Source organism: Pseudomonas sp. BJP69, from assembly GCF_007633355.1.
GTDB lineage: Bacteria > Pseudomonadota > Gammaproteobacteria > Pseudomonadales > Pseudomonadaceae > Aquipseudomonas > Aquipseudomonas juntendi.
Genome location: NZ_CP041933.1, coordinates 5495912 through 5511930, shown reverse-complemented (window position 1 = coordinate 5511930; position 16019 = coordinate 5495912). Strand labels below are relative to the sequence as shown.

13 protein-coding genes are annotated in these 16019 nt (G+C 58.2%); 8 read left to right on the top strand and 5 right to left on the bottom strand.

The features are described from left to right. Positions 1-12: 12 nt before the first annotated feature. Complete coding sequence (locus FPB55_RS25695) at positions 13-333, bottom strand: hypothetical protein (RefSeq protein WP_125854452.1); 321 nt, start codon at positions 331-333, stop codon at positions 13-15. Positions 334-1052: 719 nt separating this feature from the next. Between FPB55_RS25695 and FPB55_RS25690 the strand changes: the two genes are divergently transcribed. From FPB55_RS25690 to FPB55_RS25670, 4 genes are all read left to right on the top strand, one after another. Further along, complete coding sequence (locus tag FPB55_RS25690) at positions 1053-3884, top strand: TrlF family AAA-like ATPase (RefSeq protein ID WP_144189564.1); 2832 nt, start codon at positions 1053-1055, stop codon at positions 3882-3884. 271 nt (positions 3885-4155) lie between these two features. Next, positions 4156-4848, top strand: a complete 693-nt coding sequence (locus tag FPB55_RS25685) for a hypothetical protein (RefSeq protein ID WP_144189562.1) — start codon at positions 4156-4158, stop codon at positions 4846-4848. Between the two features lie 184 nt (positions 4849-5032). Next, a complete protein-coding gene (locus tag FPB55_RS25680) occupies positions 5033-5971 on the top strand; it encodes a LysR family transcriptional regulator (protein WP_125854450.1) in 939 nt (312 codons plus the stop codon). A gap of 520 nt (positions 5972-6491) precedes the next feature. Further along, complete coding sequence (locus FPB55_RS25670; RefSeq protein ID WP_144189558.1) at positions 6492-7682, top strand: multidrug effflux MFS transporter; 1191 nt, start codon at positions 6492-6494, stop codon at positions 7680-7682. A gap of 176 nt (positions 7683-7858) precedes the next feature. Here FPB55_RS25670 and lpdA read toward each other — a convergent pair whose 3' ends face one another. Beyond that, positions 7859-9259, bottom strand: coding sequence for a dihydrolipoyl dehydrogenase (gene lpdA, locus FPB55_RS25665; protein ID WP_144189556.1), 1401 nt, complete (start codon positions 9257-9259; stop codon positions 7859-7861). Positions 9260-9466: 207 nt separating this feature from the next. Here lpdA and cfaB point away from each other — a divergent pair, with 207 nt between their 5' ends. Next, positions 9467-10651 carry a C17 cyclopropane fatty acid synthase CfaB gene (cfaB, locus tag FPB55_RS25660; protein ID WP_029886462.1) on the top strand — a complete coding sequence of 395 codons (1185 nt, stop codon included), beginning with the start codon at positions 9467-9469 and terminating at the stop codon, positions 10649-10651. A 26-nt stretch (positions 10652-10677) separates the two neighbouring features. Here cfaB and cls read toward each other — a convergent pair whose 3' ends face one another. Next, positions 10678-12117 (bottom strand): cardiolipin synthase, encoded by a 1440-nt coding sequence (cls, locus tag FPB55_RS25655; protein WP_009683545.1) that lies wholly within the window; start codon positions 12115-12117, stop codon positions 10678-10680. A 131-nt stretch (positions 12118-12248) separates the two neighbouring features. Here cls and FPB55_RS25650 point away from each other — a divergent pair, with 131 nt between their 5' ends. Next, the gene (locus FPB55_RS25650; protein ID WP_009683544.1) at positions 12249-12776 is read left to right on the top strand and encodes a DUF3617 domain-containing protein; all 528 of its coding nucleotides are present in this window, start codon (positions 12249-12251) and stop codon (positions 12774-12776) included. Here the strand turns inward: FPB55_RS25650 and folE2 are convergent. Both folE2 and FPB55_RS25640 read right to left on the bottom strand, forming a co-directional pair. After that, positions 12760-13665, bottom strand: a complete 906-nt coding sequence (gene folE2 / locus FPB55_RS25645; RefSeq protein ID WP_144189554.1) for a GTP cyclohydrolase FolE2 — start codon at positions 13663-13665, stop codon at positions 12760-12762. The two genes, FPB55_RS25650 and folE2, sit on opposite strands and share 17 nt — an antisense overlap. Positions 13666-13688: 23 nt before the next feature. Beyond that, positions 13689-14069: a glutamine synthetase gene (locus FPB55_RS25640; protein ID WP_144189552.1), complete on the bottom strand. Its 381-nt coding sequence runs from the start codon at positions 14067-14069 to the stop codon at positions 13689-13691. Positions 14070-14184: 115 nt separating this feature from the next. Between FPB55_RS25640 and zigA the strand changes: the two genes are divergently transcribed. Beyond that, positions 14185-15393 (top strand): zinc metallochaperone GTPase ZigA, encoded by a 1209-nt coding sequence (zigA, locus tag FPB55_RS25635; protein ID WP_054913669.1) that lies wholly within the window; start codon positions 14185-14187, stop codon positions 15391-15393. Beyond that, positions 15390-16016 carry a DUF1826 domain-containing protein gene (locus FPB55_RS25630; RefSeq protein ID WP_144189550.1) on the top strand — a complete coding sequence of 209 codons (627 nt, stop codon included), beginning with the start codon at positions 15390-15392 and terminating at the stop codon, positions 16014-16016. The genes zigA and FPB55_RS25630 overlap by 4 nt, the downstream gene beginning before the upstream one ends. Positions 16017-16019: the final 3 nt, after the last annotated feature.

The following is a 16019-nucleotide window of genomic DNA, read 5'->3' as shown; positions in this document are numbered from 1 at the left end:
CCTTGCTCTCGATTAGACGTGGTAAATGCGGAGGCGAACCTGGCCGCCGCCGACGTGCAGAACCTTCGCTTTGTACATCTCGCCTTGGCCCATGCAATTGCGCAGTTGGGTGAGGTGCGGGTCGACAATGCTGCCGGCCTCCGCGCCGTTCCACAGGGCGATTACGATCTGCGGGTTATTGGCCTGGGCGAAGACGATGTCGAGGATGTCGTTCGGTTTCAACTGAGCGACCACCGCTGCTTTCGGCGAGGCCAGCTGGGTATCAAATTGGAGAGTGGTGCAGGAAGTGGTCGGGGTGGAAGGCCCCAGGTAGCTGACGCCAGAACCAGACATGTGCATTTTCCTTTGCGTGCCAGATAGAGCTCAAAGCAATATCACAGTTACAAGGCAAATGGCCATACCTTGTATGTCCAATTGCGGTTGGGGAGTTTTATCTCTGGCGATTACACGACTATAGTCGCCCGAGTGTTTAGCAAATTAGCCAGAGAAAATTCAAGAAATGAATTACCGCAAATGACAATGCGAAAATTTAACATTCCGGAGCTAGTTCGCCCATACCGTGGAAATTTCAGTACTTGGCCTCACCCCCGTTCTTGATGCGATAGTCCGAGAGGTGCCTTGACCGGACATTTCCGACGTTCCGCCACCCCTAGCGCGCTGTTTCCGTAAGTGAGCAGCCCGTTTATAAGCTGAATCGAGTCGACCCATCGTGCTTTCGTACGGGCCTATTACGTACCTCCACCCGAATAGTTATGCCTGAAGCGCTCGATAACGACACCTTCAAGCCCCTTGATGGCTAAGCTGATCGGCTCAAATCGATGAGGAGGTCAAGCTTTGTTGCCATGCCTAATTATTTGCAATTTGTTCAGTTTGAAGCGGCTGCGATAGATCGCTCTAGTCGTTGATTTCGCCATTTGAAGCTTTCTGTGCCGCCATCGATCACTAGCCGAGTTGGGTCATTGGCGATACGATCTTTGGCATAGTGCCACCTAGGAATGGACCCGAGTGCCCGCGGGTAAAAAGCTGGTAAGGATGGCCGACAAGGAGAGAATATGAGTCAGGCTTGGCCATACGCCGGCGCCCGCTGGTGGAAGTTCGATTTTCACACTCACACCCCGGCTTCAAAGGATACGAATGCTTGGCAAGCTGCGATTGGCACCTCCGATGAGCTGACTCCGCAAAAATGGCTGCTCAAGTACATGGCTGCCGCAATCGACTGTGTAGCGGTTACCGATCACAACAGCGGTGAATGGGTAGACGGGCTCAAGGCCGCGTACTCGGACATGAAGCATCAGGCAGATGCCGGTAATCCACCTGAAGGCTTTCGTGAACTCCATTTATTCCCTGGCGTTGAGATTTCAGTTCAGGGCGGCTTCCATTTACTCGCTATCTTCGACCCTTCGGCTTCCAGCCAAGTCATTAGTGATTTGCTGGCTAAAGTGCATTATTCGGGAACGCGTGGAGACAGTGACGGAGTGACACGTGAGGGCGCTGCCAAGGTGATCGAGCATGTCATCGCCGAGGGCGGATTAGCGATTCCTGCTCATGTGGAAGGTCACAAAGGATTGCTGCAGCTTGAGCACGGAACCCGAAAATGTCTGCTCGATACCAATACCGTCAAGCAAGTTCTGCAGGAGCCGGGCATCTTGGCCTTAGAGTGGACTTCAGGAAGCAGCACACCTCCTATCGTGCTAGAGGAACTGAAGCTCCGCTTTGCCAATGTGGTTGGAAGCGACTGCCACAGTTTCAAAGGTTCGGCGGTTCCAGGCTCACGCTTCACCTGGGTCAAAATGGCCAAACCCAACATGGAAGGTCTGCGCCTCGCGTTGATAGACGGGCAGGAGGTTTCAGTTCGCCGTAGCGACCAAAGCGATGGGTTTGCACCATTCGCTACTCCTGACCACTTCATCGAATCTATTGAAATTCAAAATGCACGCTACATGGGGCGCGGTAAAACGCGTGCTTCTCTACCCCTCAATCCGTATTTCAATGCACTGATCGGTGGTCGAGGAACAGGAAAATCAACCATCGTGCACGCCCTTCGCTTGGCCTATCGGAGGGAAAAGGAACTGTCGCATGCTTCTGAGGCCGGGCAAACCTTCAACAAATTCAACGCTGTCGCGAAGACTAAGAACGACAACGGCGGCTTGCTCGACGACACAATGGTACGTGTGCAGGTTATTCGTAATGGCTTGCCCTATCGTCTGACTTGGCGAAAGGACGACACCGAAAACGTGGTCGAAGAGTGGGATATCTTATCTACTGATTTCACGCCCTCCGACAGCCAAGTTATCAATGAGCAGCGCTTTCCCGTAAGACTTTTTAGCCAAGGGCAGATTGCTGCCTTGGCCGGCGACAGTCAGCAGGCGTTGCTGAAAGTGATCGATGATGCTGCTGACACTCGATCGCAGAGAAACGCATTTGAAGACGCAAAAAGCGCATTTCTGGCGTCCCGGGCACGGATGCGTGAGATGGAAGGGAAGTTATCAGGGCTCGAATCCTTATCGCTCGCATTGCAAGACATAAAACGAAAACTTGAACGGTTCGAAGGCTCCGATCACACGGTGGTGTTGAAAAACTACCAACGCACCAGCCAACAGAATCGGGAGCTAGAACGTCAATTTCAGGCGGCGGCCAAGCTTGTTATAGATCTTGAAAATGTCGCTGCCACTTTGCAGCCTGAGGCGCTGCAAGCAGGGCTATTTGATGCCTATGATGACAGTCCGGCTCTAGCCTCCATTCAGGCCTTGAACGCGGTTATCGGAAAAGTAAGACAGGACGTCGAGGCATCCGCTGCCGAGTTGGCAATGTTTGGGCAAACGCTGAAAACAGAACTTGAGTCATCGGCTTGGTTTACCCGAATCGCAACTGCTAAAGAAGCCTACCACCAGCTAAAGGAGAGTCTTCAGCAGCAGGGGGTCAACGATCCCAGCGAGTACGGCCGCTTGGTTCAAGAAGCTCAGCGGCTGGATACCGAGCTGAGAAACTTGAACACGTTGAAGTCGCAACTTGCTGAGCTGCGCGACACTGCGCTGACACAGCTGGAGCAAATCCAGGTGGCGCGCCGGGCAATCAGTCACCGACGCAGCGAATTCCTCCAGTCCACCCTACATGACAACCTCTATGTGAGGATCGAGCTCGTTCCTTATAGCCGCGATACGCAGGGAATCGAGCGATCATTGCGCGAAGCGCTGGGAGTGGGAGACGGCAAATACGCCGACGACTTGTATCACGAGCAGGACGGCTCGACGCCAAAGGGGCTCATAGCTGACCTCATGTTGGCAGCCGGTTTGCACGGGGACACGCCCAGGTTTGAAGAATTGCTGAAGACGTTGAGGAAGCGGCTATCTCAAGCCTGCCGTGGGAAGGCTGAGTTTGGCGGCTGGTTCAATAAATTCTTGAAAGGTGAAACCGACAGACGACCTGAGTACATGGACCACCTGCTGTGCTGGTTCCCTGAGGATGGCCTGCAGGTGGAATACAGTCGCAAAGGTAACGGACGGGACTTCCAATCCATTGGTCAGGCCTCTGCGGGTCAGCGAGCAGCGGCGATGCTGGCTTTTTTGCTGGCCCATGGAGGTGAGCCTTTGGTGCTCGACCAGCCTGAGGATGACTTGGACAACCACTTAATCTACGGTCTGGTCGTTCAGCAGATCCGATCTAACAAGCAGCGCCGCCAGCTAATCATAGTCACCCATAACCCCAACATCGTAGTTAACGGTGATGCTGAGCTGATCCATGTATTGGATTTCAACAACCAATGTCATGTGAAGCAGACCGGATCCCTGCAAGAACAGGACATGCGGCAAGAGGTTTGCCAGGTGATGGAAGGAGGCTCGGAGGCATTTGAGCGACGCTACCAGCGTTTGGGAGGGGAGACATGATTAGAGCCTTTGACCCCCACGCTGGGTGTAGAAGACAAAAAAGAACCCCCTTGTGCGCAGGATAGATCCTGGGATCTGCCCGAGGCGTCGGGGCTATTCTTGCCGTTAACATTAACACGACGTAGCCGATGGCGGGAGCTAGCTCTGGGAAATGCCATACGACCGAGATATTGCGATGGGTTGCCGAGGCCTCAATAACAGGTTGGTCCCATGGAAGTGACTTGGTTCGTATTAGGGACGTACATCAAATAGAAACTAAAGGATTGAATTTATGCTTGAAGAATTTGCAGCGCAGTTCAACAGCGGCTGGGCCGCCGTCGCAGCAGTCGTAGGTGTTTTGTGTCTCGTGCCAACGAAGGCAATCCAGTTACTACACTTGTACGACAGTCACTTGGCACGCAGGCAGTACAAGCTCTTGAAGGAGCTTCGCGCAGCCGAAAGTTCTGAATCTCTTTACGCTCAGTACCTGGATGACTCGCTCTATCTAGAAAGTTTTCGTATTGCCAGTGGAGTTCGAGCAGATCGGGCCAAAGCTGAATTTCTGATGCGCTTGGCGCGCACGGGCCATTGGAATCACTGGCAAATTCGTCAGATCGCTCGGTATCTGTGGGTTACGCCAGAGCAACCCCGGCTAACGCTCCGGATCACCGCAGTCGAGACAGCGGGGGCCTGGTCTGCGCGCTTGGTTGGATTCTTCCTTATGGCCATAGGTTGTATCTGTGGACTGATAATCATGGCGAAGGCGAGCAGCTTCGCTGCCTTCTCAGGGGGCATGGGGGCACAGGCGATGTTCATTCTCGGAGGTGCCCTCATTTCTTCACCCTTCAATAGCTATTGCACTGCGCGACGTTTTCAGAAGTATGTGGAAACCCATCCTGAGCTCCTTGATGAGGTTGCTACGATACCTTCAACTGTCTCCACCAAGGGCTCAACCCATGACGCAGAGAGTGCCGCTGCGGTTTAGTATGTTAGTTGTAAAATCCAATAAAATCAGATAATTATATGAAGTTACTGATTTTATTGTCTGCGCTTTCGGTTCAAGCTTCAGATTTCGCTGAGGATGACAGGTTGGCACAAATGTCAGCAGCGCCTGCAGCCCGCAATCCATAACAGATTGAAAGTCCGGCTTTTATTGAGAAAAACTATCCATGCTCCACAGCAACTACCTCAAACAGTTGGATCTGCAGGACATCGTGGTGTTTCTCAACTTGCTGGAGTTGCGCAGTGCCAAACGCACCGCTGAGCTGATGAGCGTGAGCCAGCCGACGGTCAGTTATTGTTTGAAGCGGCTGCGCGGCTGCTTTGACGACACGTTGTTCTCTTCATCCCAAGGGGTACTGCAACCGACCAGCAAGGCCGAGAAGATCGCGCCTTATTTGCGCGTGGTGGTCGAGTCGGTCAACCGCTGCGCGGAAGACGAATATCAAGCATCTGCCCAAGCCGTGCGTAAGATCTGGCGGCTCTGCGCGCCGGAGTATTTCGAGTTGTCGTTCCTGCCGCAAACCCTGGCGATGCTGTCGCACACGCATGCCAATACGTCGCTGCACCTCGACCGCCTGAGCCGCGACCTGCCTGTGGATCAGCTGATGTCAGGGGAAATCGACATCGCGATCGGCTTCGGTCCGGGCTATCACCAGATGCACCCGGAGTTGCAATGGCAAGCGGTGGTCAACGACGACTTTGTCTGCCTGACCAGTCAAAACGGGTTGGCCAACGACGCGGCCATGAGCCTGGATGAATTCTGCGCCTCGCCCCATGTATTCCCCACACCGTGGATTTCGGAAAAGAACATGGTCGACAGCTGGCTGGATAAAGTCGGCCGTTCGCGCGACGTGCTGGTGCGCGCCAATGGTTACCAAGCCTGCGTGAACATCGTAGCCGCGGTACCGGCCACGCTCGCACTGCCGGCGCGCCTGTTGCCGCACCTGCGCATACCGTCATCAGTGAAAGTCTGTCAGCCGCCGCTGGGTTTCCCAACGTTCACCTTGGACATGATCTGGGCGCGCGACCGTCGGGACAGCAAAGATATAGCCAGCCTGCGCAAGTTGATCGAACAGGTGGCCGAGGTGTTGTTGAAGGCACCATGAAACAGGCTTTTAAATTTTCACCACGCTTTTAGATTTCTTAAAACCAGCCAGCCGCTCATTTCTCTTATCGTGTGGTCATCGGGTAGCGCAAGACCTACCTGAGTTCCACGCTTTCACGGAGGAATGAGTCATGCTGGCGTACGCCCACCTGTGGTATTTCCCTTTTTCCAACAACCGACGCCGTGCTACGGCTTCCAGTGTGCCATTGCGGTCGATCGCTACATGCGTGTAAGCGATTCGATCAGCCCCATGCACATCGTGCGCAATTTCTACAAAGGCCGGCACGGCTCGTTGTCTCCAGGAAGCGGCGCGTACCCACTACCTCAGGCACTACGACGCCACCCCCCGAGCCTTCGCTTCGTTTCGTAGCGCCAGCAGCGCCGATCAAGCCCGGGTCAAGGATCCGCAGGTCAATCGGGGCTCCTACCATAAACAAGGCCCTGCCCACTTTCAACCGCCAGGCCTCGGCCTGACCACGACGCGCGCCGCGCATCCGCTGCCCGGTGCGCCGGAGGTAAGCATGAACGCGACCAAGCGTTACGAGAATTTCATTGTCTTCCTGGCGCCGCTGATCAACAGCGTGGGCGGTATCGCCATCGACCTGTACGCGCCAAGTATCCCCTCCATTGGCCGTGAACTGTCAGCCAGCCCGGCGCTGATGCAGAACACCATCACCATCACCCTGCTGTTCTACGCACTGGGGCAGCTGTTCTTCGGCATCATGGCCGATGCCCGTGGGCGGCGGCCGGCGGTGCAATTGGGGCTGCTGGTGTTCCTCGCGGGCAGCGTGCTGGCAACCGTGGTCACGTCCATCGAGATGCTCCTGCTCGCCCGCGCCCTGCAAGGCTTCGCCATCGGCGCCTGTCAGGTAGTTGCCCGTGCGCTGCTGGTGGACATCGTCAAAGGGCCGCGTTTCTACGTAGCGATCATCTACCTGAGCCTGGCCTTCGGCCTGGGGCCGGTGATCGCACCGTACATTGGCGGGGTGATCGAAGTGCACCTTGGCTGGCGCTACAACTTCGTCCTGTACGCCGTATACGCCGTCATCGTGTTGGCCTTCGTGCTGGCAGGGCTCAAGGAGTCGTTGCCCGCCATGAACAGACGCAGCGCCTTGCAGACCTGTGCCGGCTACCGCCCGATCCTGGCGGACGGCCGCTTTCGGGCCTCGGTGGTTGTGCTCGGCTCGAGCTTCTCGGCGTTTCTGCTATGGAACGTGTTCGGCCCACACATCGTCCAGGAACGCCTGGGGCACAGCGCGCAGTACTTTGGCACCACCGCGCTGGCTGTGGGTAGCTGCTACCTGGTCGGCACCCTGGTCAACCGTGCGCTGATCCGGCAGGTCAAGCCACGGCTGCTGATGTGGGCAGGAATGGCGGTGTTTCTGCTCGGCGTGGTGACCATCGCCACGCAGGCAAAGGAGCTTCACCTGGTCTCGATCCTGGGCGGCATCATGCTGGTCGCGTTCGGTCAGGGCTTCATCTTCTCCAACGCCATGGCCAACTCGATGTCGCTGTTCCCCGACCGCGCCGGTGTTGCCGCCAGCCTGCAAGGCTGCCTGATGCTGGTATTCGGGTCACTGGCCTCGGCGCTGCTCAGCGCTTTGCCGCTGACCTCGAACCTGGCAATTGCCTGCGTGTTTCTGGTGCTTTGGTTGACCTCGTTGTCGGGCATGCTGAGCGTGCGCGTGCCGCGTCAAGCCTCGGTGGCCTGAAGCCTGCCGACCCCGGCGGTGCAGCGTATCTGTTGCCGGGGTCTGCAAGGCAGCGCTGAGCAGTATTCATCAACCAGCAGGATCGAGTAACTGCAACGCACCAAACGCTTGCCTGCGCCGAAGGGGGAAGCAGCGGACGCAAGCTCCCGCTCGCTGTTACCCTCGGCGTAGTCGACTCAAACCTGCATGGCCATGCCATCCACATTCATCGCTGCCTGGCGCAACGCTTCGGAGCGGGTGGGGTGGGGGTGGCAGGTGAGGGCGATATCTTCGGCCGAAGCCGAGAACTCCATGGCCACGCAGAATTCACCGATCATTTCGCTGACGCTCGGGCCCACCAGGTGCACACCCAGCACTTCGTCGGTTTTGGCATCGGCAAGTACCTTGGCGAAGCCTTCGGTCTCGTGGTTGATCTTGGCGCGGCTGTTGGCCGTGAAGGGGAATTTGCCCACTTTGTATTCACGCCCTTCGGCCTGGAGCTGCTCTTCGGTCTTGCCCACGCTGGCCAGCTCCGGCCGGGTATAGATCACGCCAGGGATGAGGTTGTAGTTGACCTCGTGCGGTTTGCCGGCGATGCGCTCGATGCAGGCCACTGCTTCGTCTTCGGCCTTGTGCGCCAGCATCGGCCCGGAAGTGACGTCGCCGATTACCCAAAGCCCGGGCACTGAAGTGCGGTGGTGTTCGTTGCCGAGCATGCCGCGCTTGTCGGTTTCCAGGCCTGCGCTTTCCAGGTTCAGGCCTTTGGTATAGGGGCGGCGACCGATCGCCACCAATACATAATCGGCTTGCAGTGTTTCTGCCGCGCCACCCGCTGCGGGCTCCAAGGTCAAGGCCACGCCGTCGGCGCTGGCGGTGGCCTGGGTCACTTTGCTGCCCAGCTTGAACGCCATACCTTGCTTGGCCAATGCCTTCTGCAGGGTCTTGGCGGTTTCGCTATCGGTGCCAGGGCAGATGCGATCGAGGTATTCGATGACCGTGACCTGGCTACCCAGCCGGCGCCACACCGACCCCAATTCGAGGCCGATCACCCCGGCACCGATGACGACCAGGTGCTTGGGCACCTGCGGCAACGACAGCGCGCCGGTCGAGTCGATGATGCGCTGGTTGTCGATGGTCACGCCTGGCAGCGGCGTCGGCTCGGAACCGGTGGCGATGACGATGTCTTTGGCCTGCAGCGTGGTTTCGCTGCCGTCCTGCGCCTTCACGACCACTTTGCCGGCGCCATCCAGGCGCCCCCAGCCCTTGACCCAGTCGACCTTGTTCTTGCGGAACAGGTACTCGATGCCTTTGGTCAGGCCGGCCACGCTTTCGTCCTTCTGCTTCATCATCTGGGCGAGGTTCAAGGTGGGTTTGACTTCGATGCCGAGGTGGGCGAACGCCTCACCGCTGGCGGCTTCGTAGAGTTCGGAAGCATGCAGCAGTGCCTTGGACGGCATACAGCCGACGTTCAGGCAAGTGCCGCCCAAGGTCGAGCGGCCCTCCACGCAGGCGACACTGAGCCCAAGTTGGCCAGCGCGAATGGCTGCGTTGTAGCCGCCAGGGCCACCGCCGATGATCACCACGTCATAGGTTTTCATGGTTCAACTCCAGGGATGTAGAAACGCGACAGGGGCATTAGGTTAGGCTGAGCCTTTAGAGTTGTATACAATTTGCTGCGCATACCAGCGCATCAGGGTCTAGACCATGGTCTGATCGGGAGGAAACATCCCATGGATGAACTACTCTGATTCGACGACGTTCGAAATTTCGGGCGTCGTGGCCAATTTCGGACAGGAGGGTCGTTCATGCTTGCGCAACTTCCACCGGCACTGCAGAGCTTGCATCTGCCGCTGCGGCTGAAACTCTGGGACGGCAACCACTTCGATCTCGGGCCCAGCCCGCAGGTCACCATACTGGTCAGAGAACCCCAGTTGATCAGCCAGCTGACCCACCCGAGCATGGACCAGTTGGGCACGGCATTCGTCGAAGGCAAGTTGGAGCTTGAAGGCGATATCGGTGAGGCCATACGCGTTTGCGATGAGCTGAGCGAGGCACTGCTTACCGACGAAGACGACACGCCGCCCCAGCGCCTGGCGCATGACAAGACTACCGACGCCCAGGCCATTTCCTATCACTACGACGTTTCCAATGAGTTCTACCAGCTGTGGCTGGACCAGGACATGGTGTACTCGTGCGCTTATTTTCGCGAGCCGGACAACACCCTCGATCAGGCGCAGCAGGACAAGTTCGAGCACCTGTGCCGCAAGCTGCGGCTCGATGCGGGCGACTATCTGCTCGATGTCGGCTGTGGCTGGGGTGGCCTGGCGCGTTTCGCTGCCCGTGAGTATGGCGCCAAGGTATTCGGCATCACCCTCAGCAAAGAACAGTTGAAGCTCGGCCGCCAGCGGGTCAAGGCAGAGGGTCTGAGCGACAAGGTCGATTTACAGATTCTCGATTACCGCGACCTGCCGCAAGACGGCCGCTTCGACAAGGTTGTCAGCGTGGGCATGTTCGAGCATGTCGGCCATGCCAACCTTGCGTTGTATTGCCAGAAGCTGTTCGGTGCGGTGAGGGAAGGGGGGCTGGTGATGAACCACGGCATCACCGCCAAGCATGTCGATGGTCGGCCGGTGGGGCGAGGTGCAGGCGAGTTCATCGATCGCTACGTGTTCCCACATGGTGAGCTGCCCCACCTGTCGATGATCAGTGCCAGCATCTGCGAAGCAGGGCTGGAGGTGGTGGACGTGGAGAGCTTGCGCCTGCACTACGCCAAGACCCTGCACCACTGGAGCGAGAATCTGGAGAACCAGCTGCACAAGGCGGCGGCACTGGTCCCCGAGAAAACCCTGCGCATCTGGCGTTTGTACCTGGCCGGGTGTGCCTATGCGTTTCAGAAGGGCTGGATCAACCTGCACCAGATTCTGGCAGTGAAGCCCTATGCCGACGGGCATCACGACCTGCCCTGGACACGCGAGGATCTGTACCGCTGACACCTACCTCTGGCCGGCGGCACCGGTTACAGGATTGGGGATATCAAGCGTGCAATGCGCATCCCCAATTGCTGTAGCCGGTGGGTGTCGCGGCTGTCCTCAACGGTTATCTCGCGCGCCTGCTCGAAGTCTTCATTCAACATACGTTCCACTTGGTCGGCAAAGCCACGGTCGACCGTCAGCAGGGTGATCTCGAAGTTCAGGCGGAATGAACGGTTGTCCAGGTTGGCACTGCCGATTGCGCTCACCTCGTCATCTACCAGTACCACCTTCTGGTGCAGGAAACCCGGCTGGTAGCGGAACATGCGTACGCCTGCGCGTACCGCTTCGAAGGCAAACAGGCTGGAGGCGGCATAGACAACCCGGTGGTCGGGGCGTGCCGGGATCAATACGCGCACATCCACCCCTCGCAGTGCTGCCAGGCGCAATGCCGCGAACACCGCTTCGTCAGGGATGAAGTAGGGGGTGGTTATCCACACCCTGCGCGTGGCGGAGTGAATGGCTTCAAGGAAGAACAGTGCGCAGGTTTCCTGTGGGTCCGCCGGCCCACTGGCCAAGGCCTGGCAGAGCACGCCGTCGTCCGGGTAGGCATCTGGCAGAATCAGCGGCGGCAGCTGGCGCGAGGCCCAGTACCAGTCTTCGGCGAACGACTCTTGCAGGCAGGCCAGCACTGGCCCGCCGATCTGCACATGAGTATCGCGCCATGGTGAAAGCTGCGGGTCTTCACCCAGGTACTCGTCACCTACGTTATGCCCGCCGATGAAACCGACCAAGCCATCCACCACCACGATCTTGCGATGGTTGCGGAAGTTGACCTGAAAGCGGTTGAACCAACCACGCCGGGTGGCGAAAGCGTGAACCTGTACGCCGCCATCACGCAGCGCCTGGCTATAGCTGGCTGGCAAGGCATGGCTACCGACACGGTCGTACAGCACAAACACCTGAACCCCTTCAGCCGCCTTGCGCAGCAGCAGGTGCTGTAATGCCTTGCCGAGTTTGTCGTCATGGATGATGAAGAACTGCACCAGCACCACATCGCGGGCTTTTTCGATGGCCGCGAAAATGGCATCGAAGGTGGCCTTGCCATTGATCAGCAGCTTCACCTGGTTGTTCGCCAGGCAAGGCATGCGCCCCAGTTTGGGCATGGCGCGTAGCGCGGCGTAGCTTTCCGACTCGCGGGCGGTCAGGGCTTCTTCAACCCATGGTCGCCAGTTGAGGTTGGCCATTGCAACGTGCATTTCCTGGTTGGCTTGGCGCCGCGCCTTGATATACGCATTGAACGAGCGGGCGCCGAACACCAGGTACGGTATAAGGGTGAAATAAGGAATGAAGAACAACGGCATCGCCCAGGCAATCGCGCCTTGGGCCGTGCGCACCGTGAACAACGCGTGCAGTGCGGCTACGATACCCAGTAGATGAATCAGGCCAATTACATAACCAAAGAAATAGGGGCTGTGGTAATCCATATGCATCCTGCTCACCGAGTACTGTTGGCTAACAGAACACGTTCCCGGTGCACCTTGCAACCTGCGGACGGTTTTGGCGTCTAAGGCTCAGCCCGGCCCGCTTGGCCGGCTTTTTTCAGGAGTGTTCACCCATGAAGATTCGTCTGCCACTGTTGGCCCTGGTCCTCGGTATGAGCAGCCCGCTGGTGCATGCCCAGATGCTGCAACCCGGTTTGTGGGAGCTGACCACCAGCAACATGCAGGTCGATGGCAAGCCGTTACCTGACATGGGGTTCATGCTGGGGCAGCTCAAGAACCTGCCGCCGGAGCAGCGCGCGATGATGGAAGGTGTACTGGCCAAACAAGGGGTGACGGTGGCTGGTAATGGCGTGCGTTCCTGCCTGACCGCCGAACAGGTGGCGACCAACGACATCCCGCTGCAGGATCCCAAATCCGGTTGCACGCAGAAAATCACTGACCGTACCGGCAACGTATGGAAGTTCGAGTTCAGTTGCCCGAAGGCACAGGGCAGTGGCCAGGCGACGTTCCTCAGTGATCGGGAGTTCACCACCCAGGTCAGTGGCACCTTCAACGCGTCGGGTGTTCAGCAGCAAGGCAGCATGAACACCCGTGCGGTGTGGCTGGGCAGTGATTGCGGTACGGTCAAACCGCGCAGTTGAGGTCCCACTGCCACTGGCTGGTGGCAACAGCGTCGTGGGCATGCAGGCTTTCTGCATGTTCCACCCGCAGCCTGAAAGCAGCACTCCACTCCAATTGTCGCAGCGCCTGGTGCAGGCGCCGGGCAGCATCTTCACAGAACATCAGGTTCTGCCCGTTGGCTAAAGCGAAGGCCTGTTCGTCTGCACGCTTGACCGCAGTCTGTACCGCTGTGCCCAAGCTCATTTCGATGCAATCAATCAGCTCGGTAATCGGCAGATCACGCTGGCTGCTGCGCAGCCGTACCTGAATTTTCGCGCTACTGCGTTGGCTATGTGGGGTAGCGACGATGCCTTCGGCAGTGCCCAGCCAGTTCATTACCGCCGCGGTGTCGACCTGCGACCCGGGGAATTGCTGTTGGAACTGCTGTTGTATCAGTTGCCTGGCAAGCGCCGCCGAACATGGACAGGTGGACGAATAGGGCACGCTAACGGATAGTTCCACGTGGAACATTTCATTCTCGATGCGTGCATCGATGGTCACGGGATAGCTCTTCCAGCCTGCCAATGGGCTGATCAAGGCTGGTCTTTTAAGCAGGTGATCAAAGCCCAGGCGCAGATAAGCAGCGGAAGACAGCCCTTCGTGGCTGGTCAAAAAATCCGCCAAAAGCTGCCGAATTGCCAGCGGCGTAAGGGGCTGGTTTTCCAGGGCCTCCAATGCAAGGTAGAGCCGCGACATGTGGATGCCACGTGAATGGCCGTCTATCAAACTGACGCCTGCGTCGACGGTGGCAGCAGCGGGGCGCCCTTCGAACTGCACGGGCAGGGCTATGCCACACATGCCCACCCAGTTCAGTGGCAAGGCGAACGCATGAGTCTGTGAGGCGATATCGGGGAGCGTGTGCTGGTTCATTGGGGTTTCCACAGAAAAAGGTGTCAGCGGCAGCCGCCGATCATGCTGCAATGCAAATTGAAGCGTTGCCCGCTGGAACTGGACACCCGGTTCAACGTGGTCCAGCCTACGCGGCGGCTGTAACCCACCCAGGCTTCGCCATCACTGGCCAGGCCGGTGAAGAAGGTCAACGCACCGTAACGGCTGTTGGTTTGAGCCCATAGCCGCCGCGTGACCGAGTCGAAACCGCGCAGGTAAAGCTCATTGCCGTGCGTGCGTACGCTGTAGTAACTCCCTTTGCCGTCCTGGCACGAGAGCAGCGTGGCGCTGCGGGTACACAACGCCAGTGCAGTGCTCTGCGGCATGGCAACCAGTGAGGTGGGCATGGCGAACAACACCAATGCCATGGCGCGTGACAGTTTCATGTTTTGTCCCTGGTGAGCATTCGTCCGTCGAGAACGACTTGGCGAAATTGTATTGTTACTTTATAACATTGTGCAATGCATCGTTTCGAATGCGCTCGCCTGAAGGGGTTTCGCCATGTCCAATCGTCTTCCCGTTACTGTGCTGTCCGGCTTTCTGGGTGCCGGCAAAAGCACGTTGCTCAACCATGTACTGCGTAACCGTGACAACCTGCGGGTTGCCGTCATCGTCAACGACATGAGCGAAATCAACATCGATGCCAGCGAGGTGCAGCGCAACGTCAGCCTCAACCGCGCTGAAGAAAAGCTCGTAGAGATGAGCAACGGCTGCATCTGCTGCACCCTGCGTGAGGACCTGCTGGAAGAGGTAGCGCGGTTAGCCGCAGAAGGGCGCTTCGACTACCTGCTGATCGAGTCCACGGGTATTTCGGAGCCACTGCCGGTGGCAGAGACTTTCACCTTCCGCGACGAACAAGGCCGCAGCTTGTCCGACATGGCACGGCTGGACACCATGGTCACGGTGGTCGATGGCCTGAACTTCCTGCGCGATTACCAGGCTGCAGACAGCCTGGCCAGCCGTGGCGAAACACTGGGCGAGGACGATGAGCGCTCGATCAGCGACCTGCTGATCGAACAGGTGGAATTCGCCGATGTACTGCTGCTGAGCAAGATCGACCTGATCAGCCAGCATGAGCGCGAAGAGCTCGTGGCCATTTTGCGCAGCCTCAATGCGCGGGCAGAGATCGTGCCGATGGTCATGGGCCAGGTGCCACTGGAGCGCATTCTCGATACGGGCCTGTTCGACTTCGACCAGGCGGCCCAGGCGCCAGGCTGGTTGCAGGAGCTACGCGGCGAGCACGTACCGGAAACCGAAGAGTACGGGATTGCAGCCATGACCTGGCAAGCGCGGCGCCCGCTGCATCCCCAACGGTTCTACGACTTTATCCACACGCACTGGACCAACGGCCGCTTGCTCCGTTCCAAAGGTTTTTTCTGGTTGGCCAGCAAGTACCAGGAAGCCGGTAGCTGGTCGCAAGCGGGCGGGATGATGCGCCATGGGCTGGCGGGGCGCTGGTGGCGCTTCGTACCGCGCGACCAGTGGCCTGAGGATGTGGATAACACCAGTGCAATCCTTAAACACTGGACCGCTGAAACCGGCGATTGCCGCCAGGAATTGGTGTTCATTGGGCAGAACATCGACTTTGCCAAGTTATCCACAGCCCTTGACGCGTGCTTGTTGACCGACCAGGAAATGCAGCTTGGGCATATGGGCTGGTTGCGGCTGCCCGATCCGTTCGGACCGTGGCATGCGGAGTCCGCAGCATGAGCCTGGCATTCAGGCCTGTGGATATCTTTCAGGTGTTTGGCGAAACGCCGCAAATATTGGCTGAGGTCCTGCAGGATGGTGTCAACCTGGCCGTGTGGCGGCGGCGGCTGCCGGCGCAGTTGCAGGACTTTGCTGAACTGGTACTCAGCCTTGGCCAGCCTTTGACCGACCAACGGGTAATCGAGGTGCACGAGCAGCACGCGCCGGTCCTGCCGGACCTGCTGCGCGAAGCCGCTGACCTGCATGGCTATGAGTCATTTGTAGCCGATGTGACCTGGCTGGTCGCGGCCTACACCTGCCTGGTGGGTGCGCGCCGTGTGGGTTTACGCCTGCGCGTGCTGGATGGCCCCATGTGTCCGCGCTTCCATGTGGATAACGTACCATTGCGCTTGCTCACAACCTACGTGGGGCCGGGCAGTGAATGGTTGCCTGAGGCGATCAGCCACCGGCGGGAGTTACACACAGCACAGCCCCCTGTGGATAAAATTCAAACCCTGCAAGCCGGTGATGTCGCGCTGCTCAAGGGCGAGAACTGGCAAGGCAACGAAGGCGCAGGTCTGGTTCACCGCTCGCCTTCGGGCCAGCAGGGGCGTCTGCTGCTGAGCCTTGACTGGTTGGCCTGACGG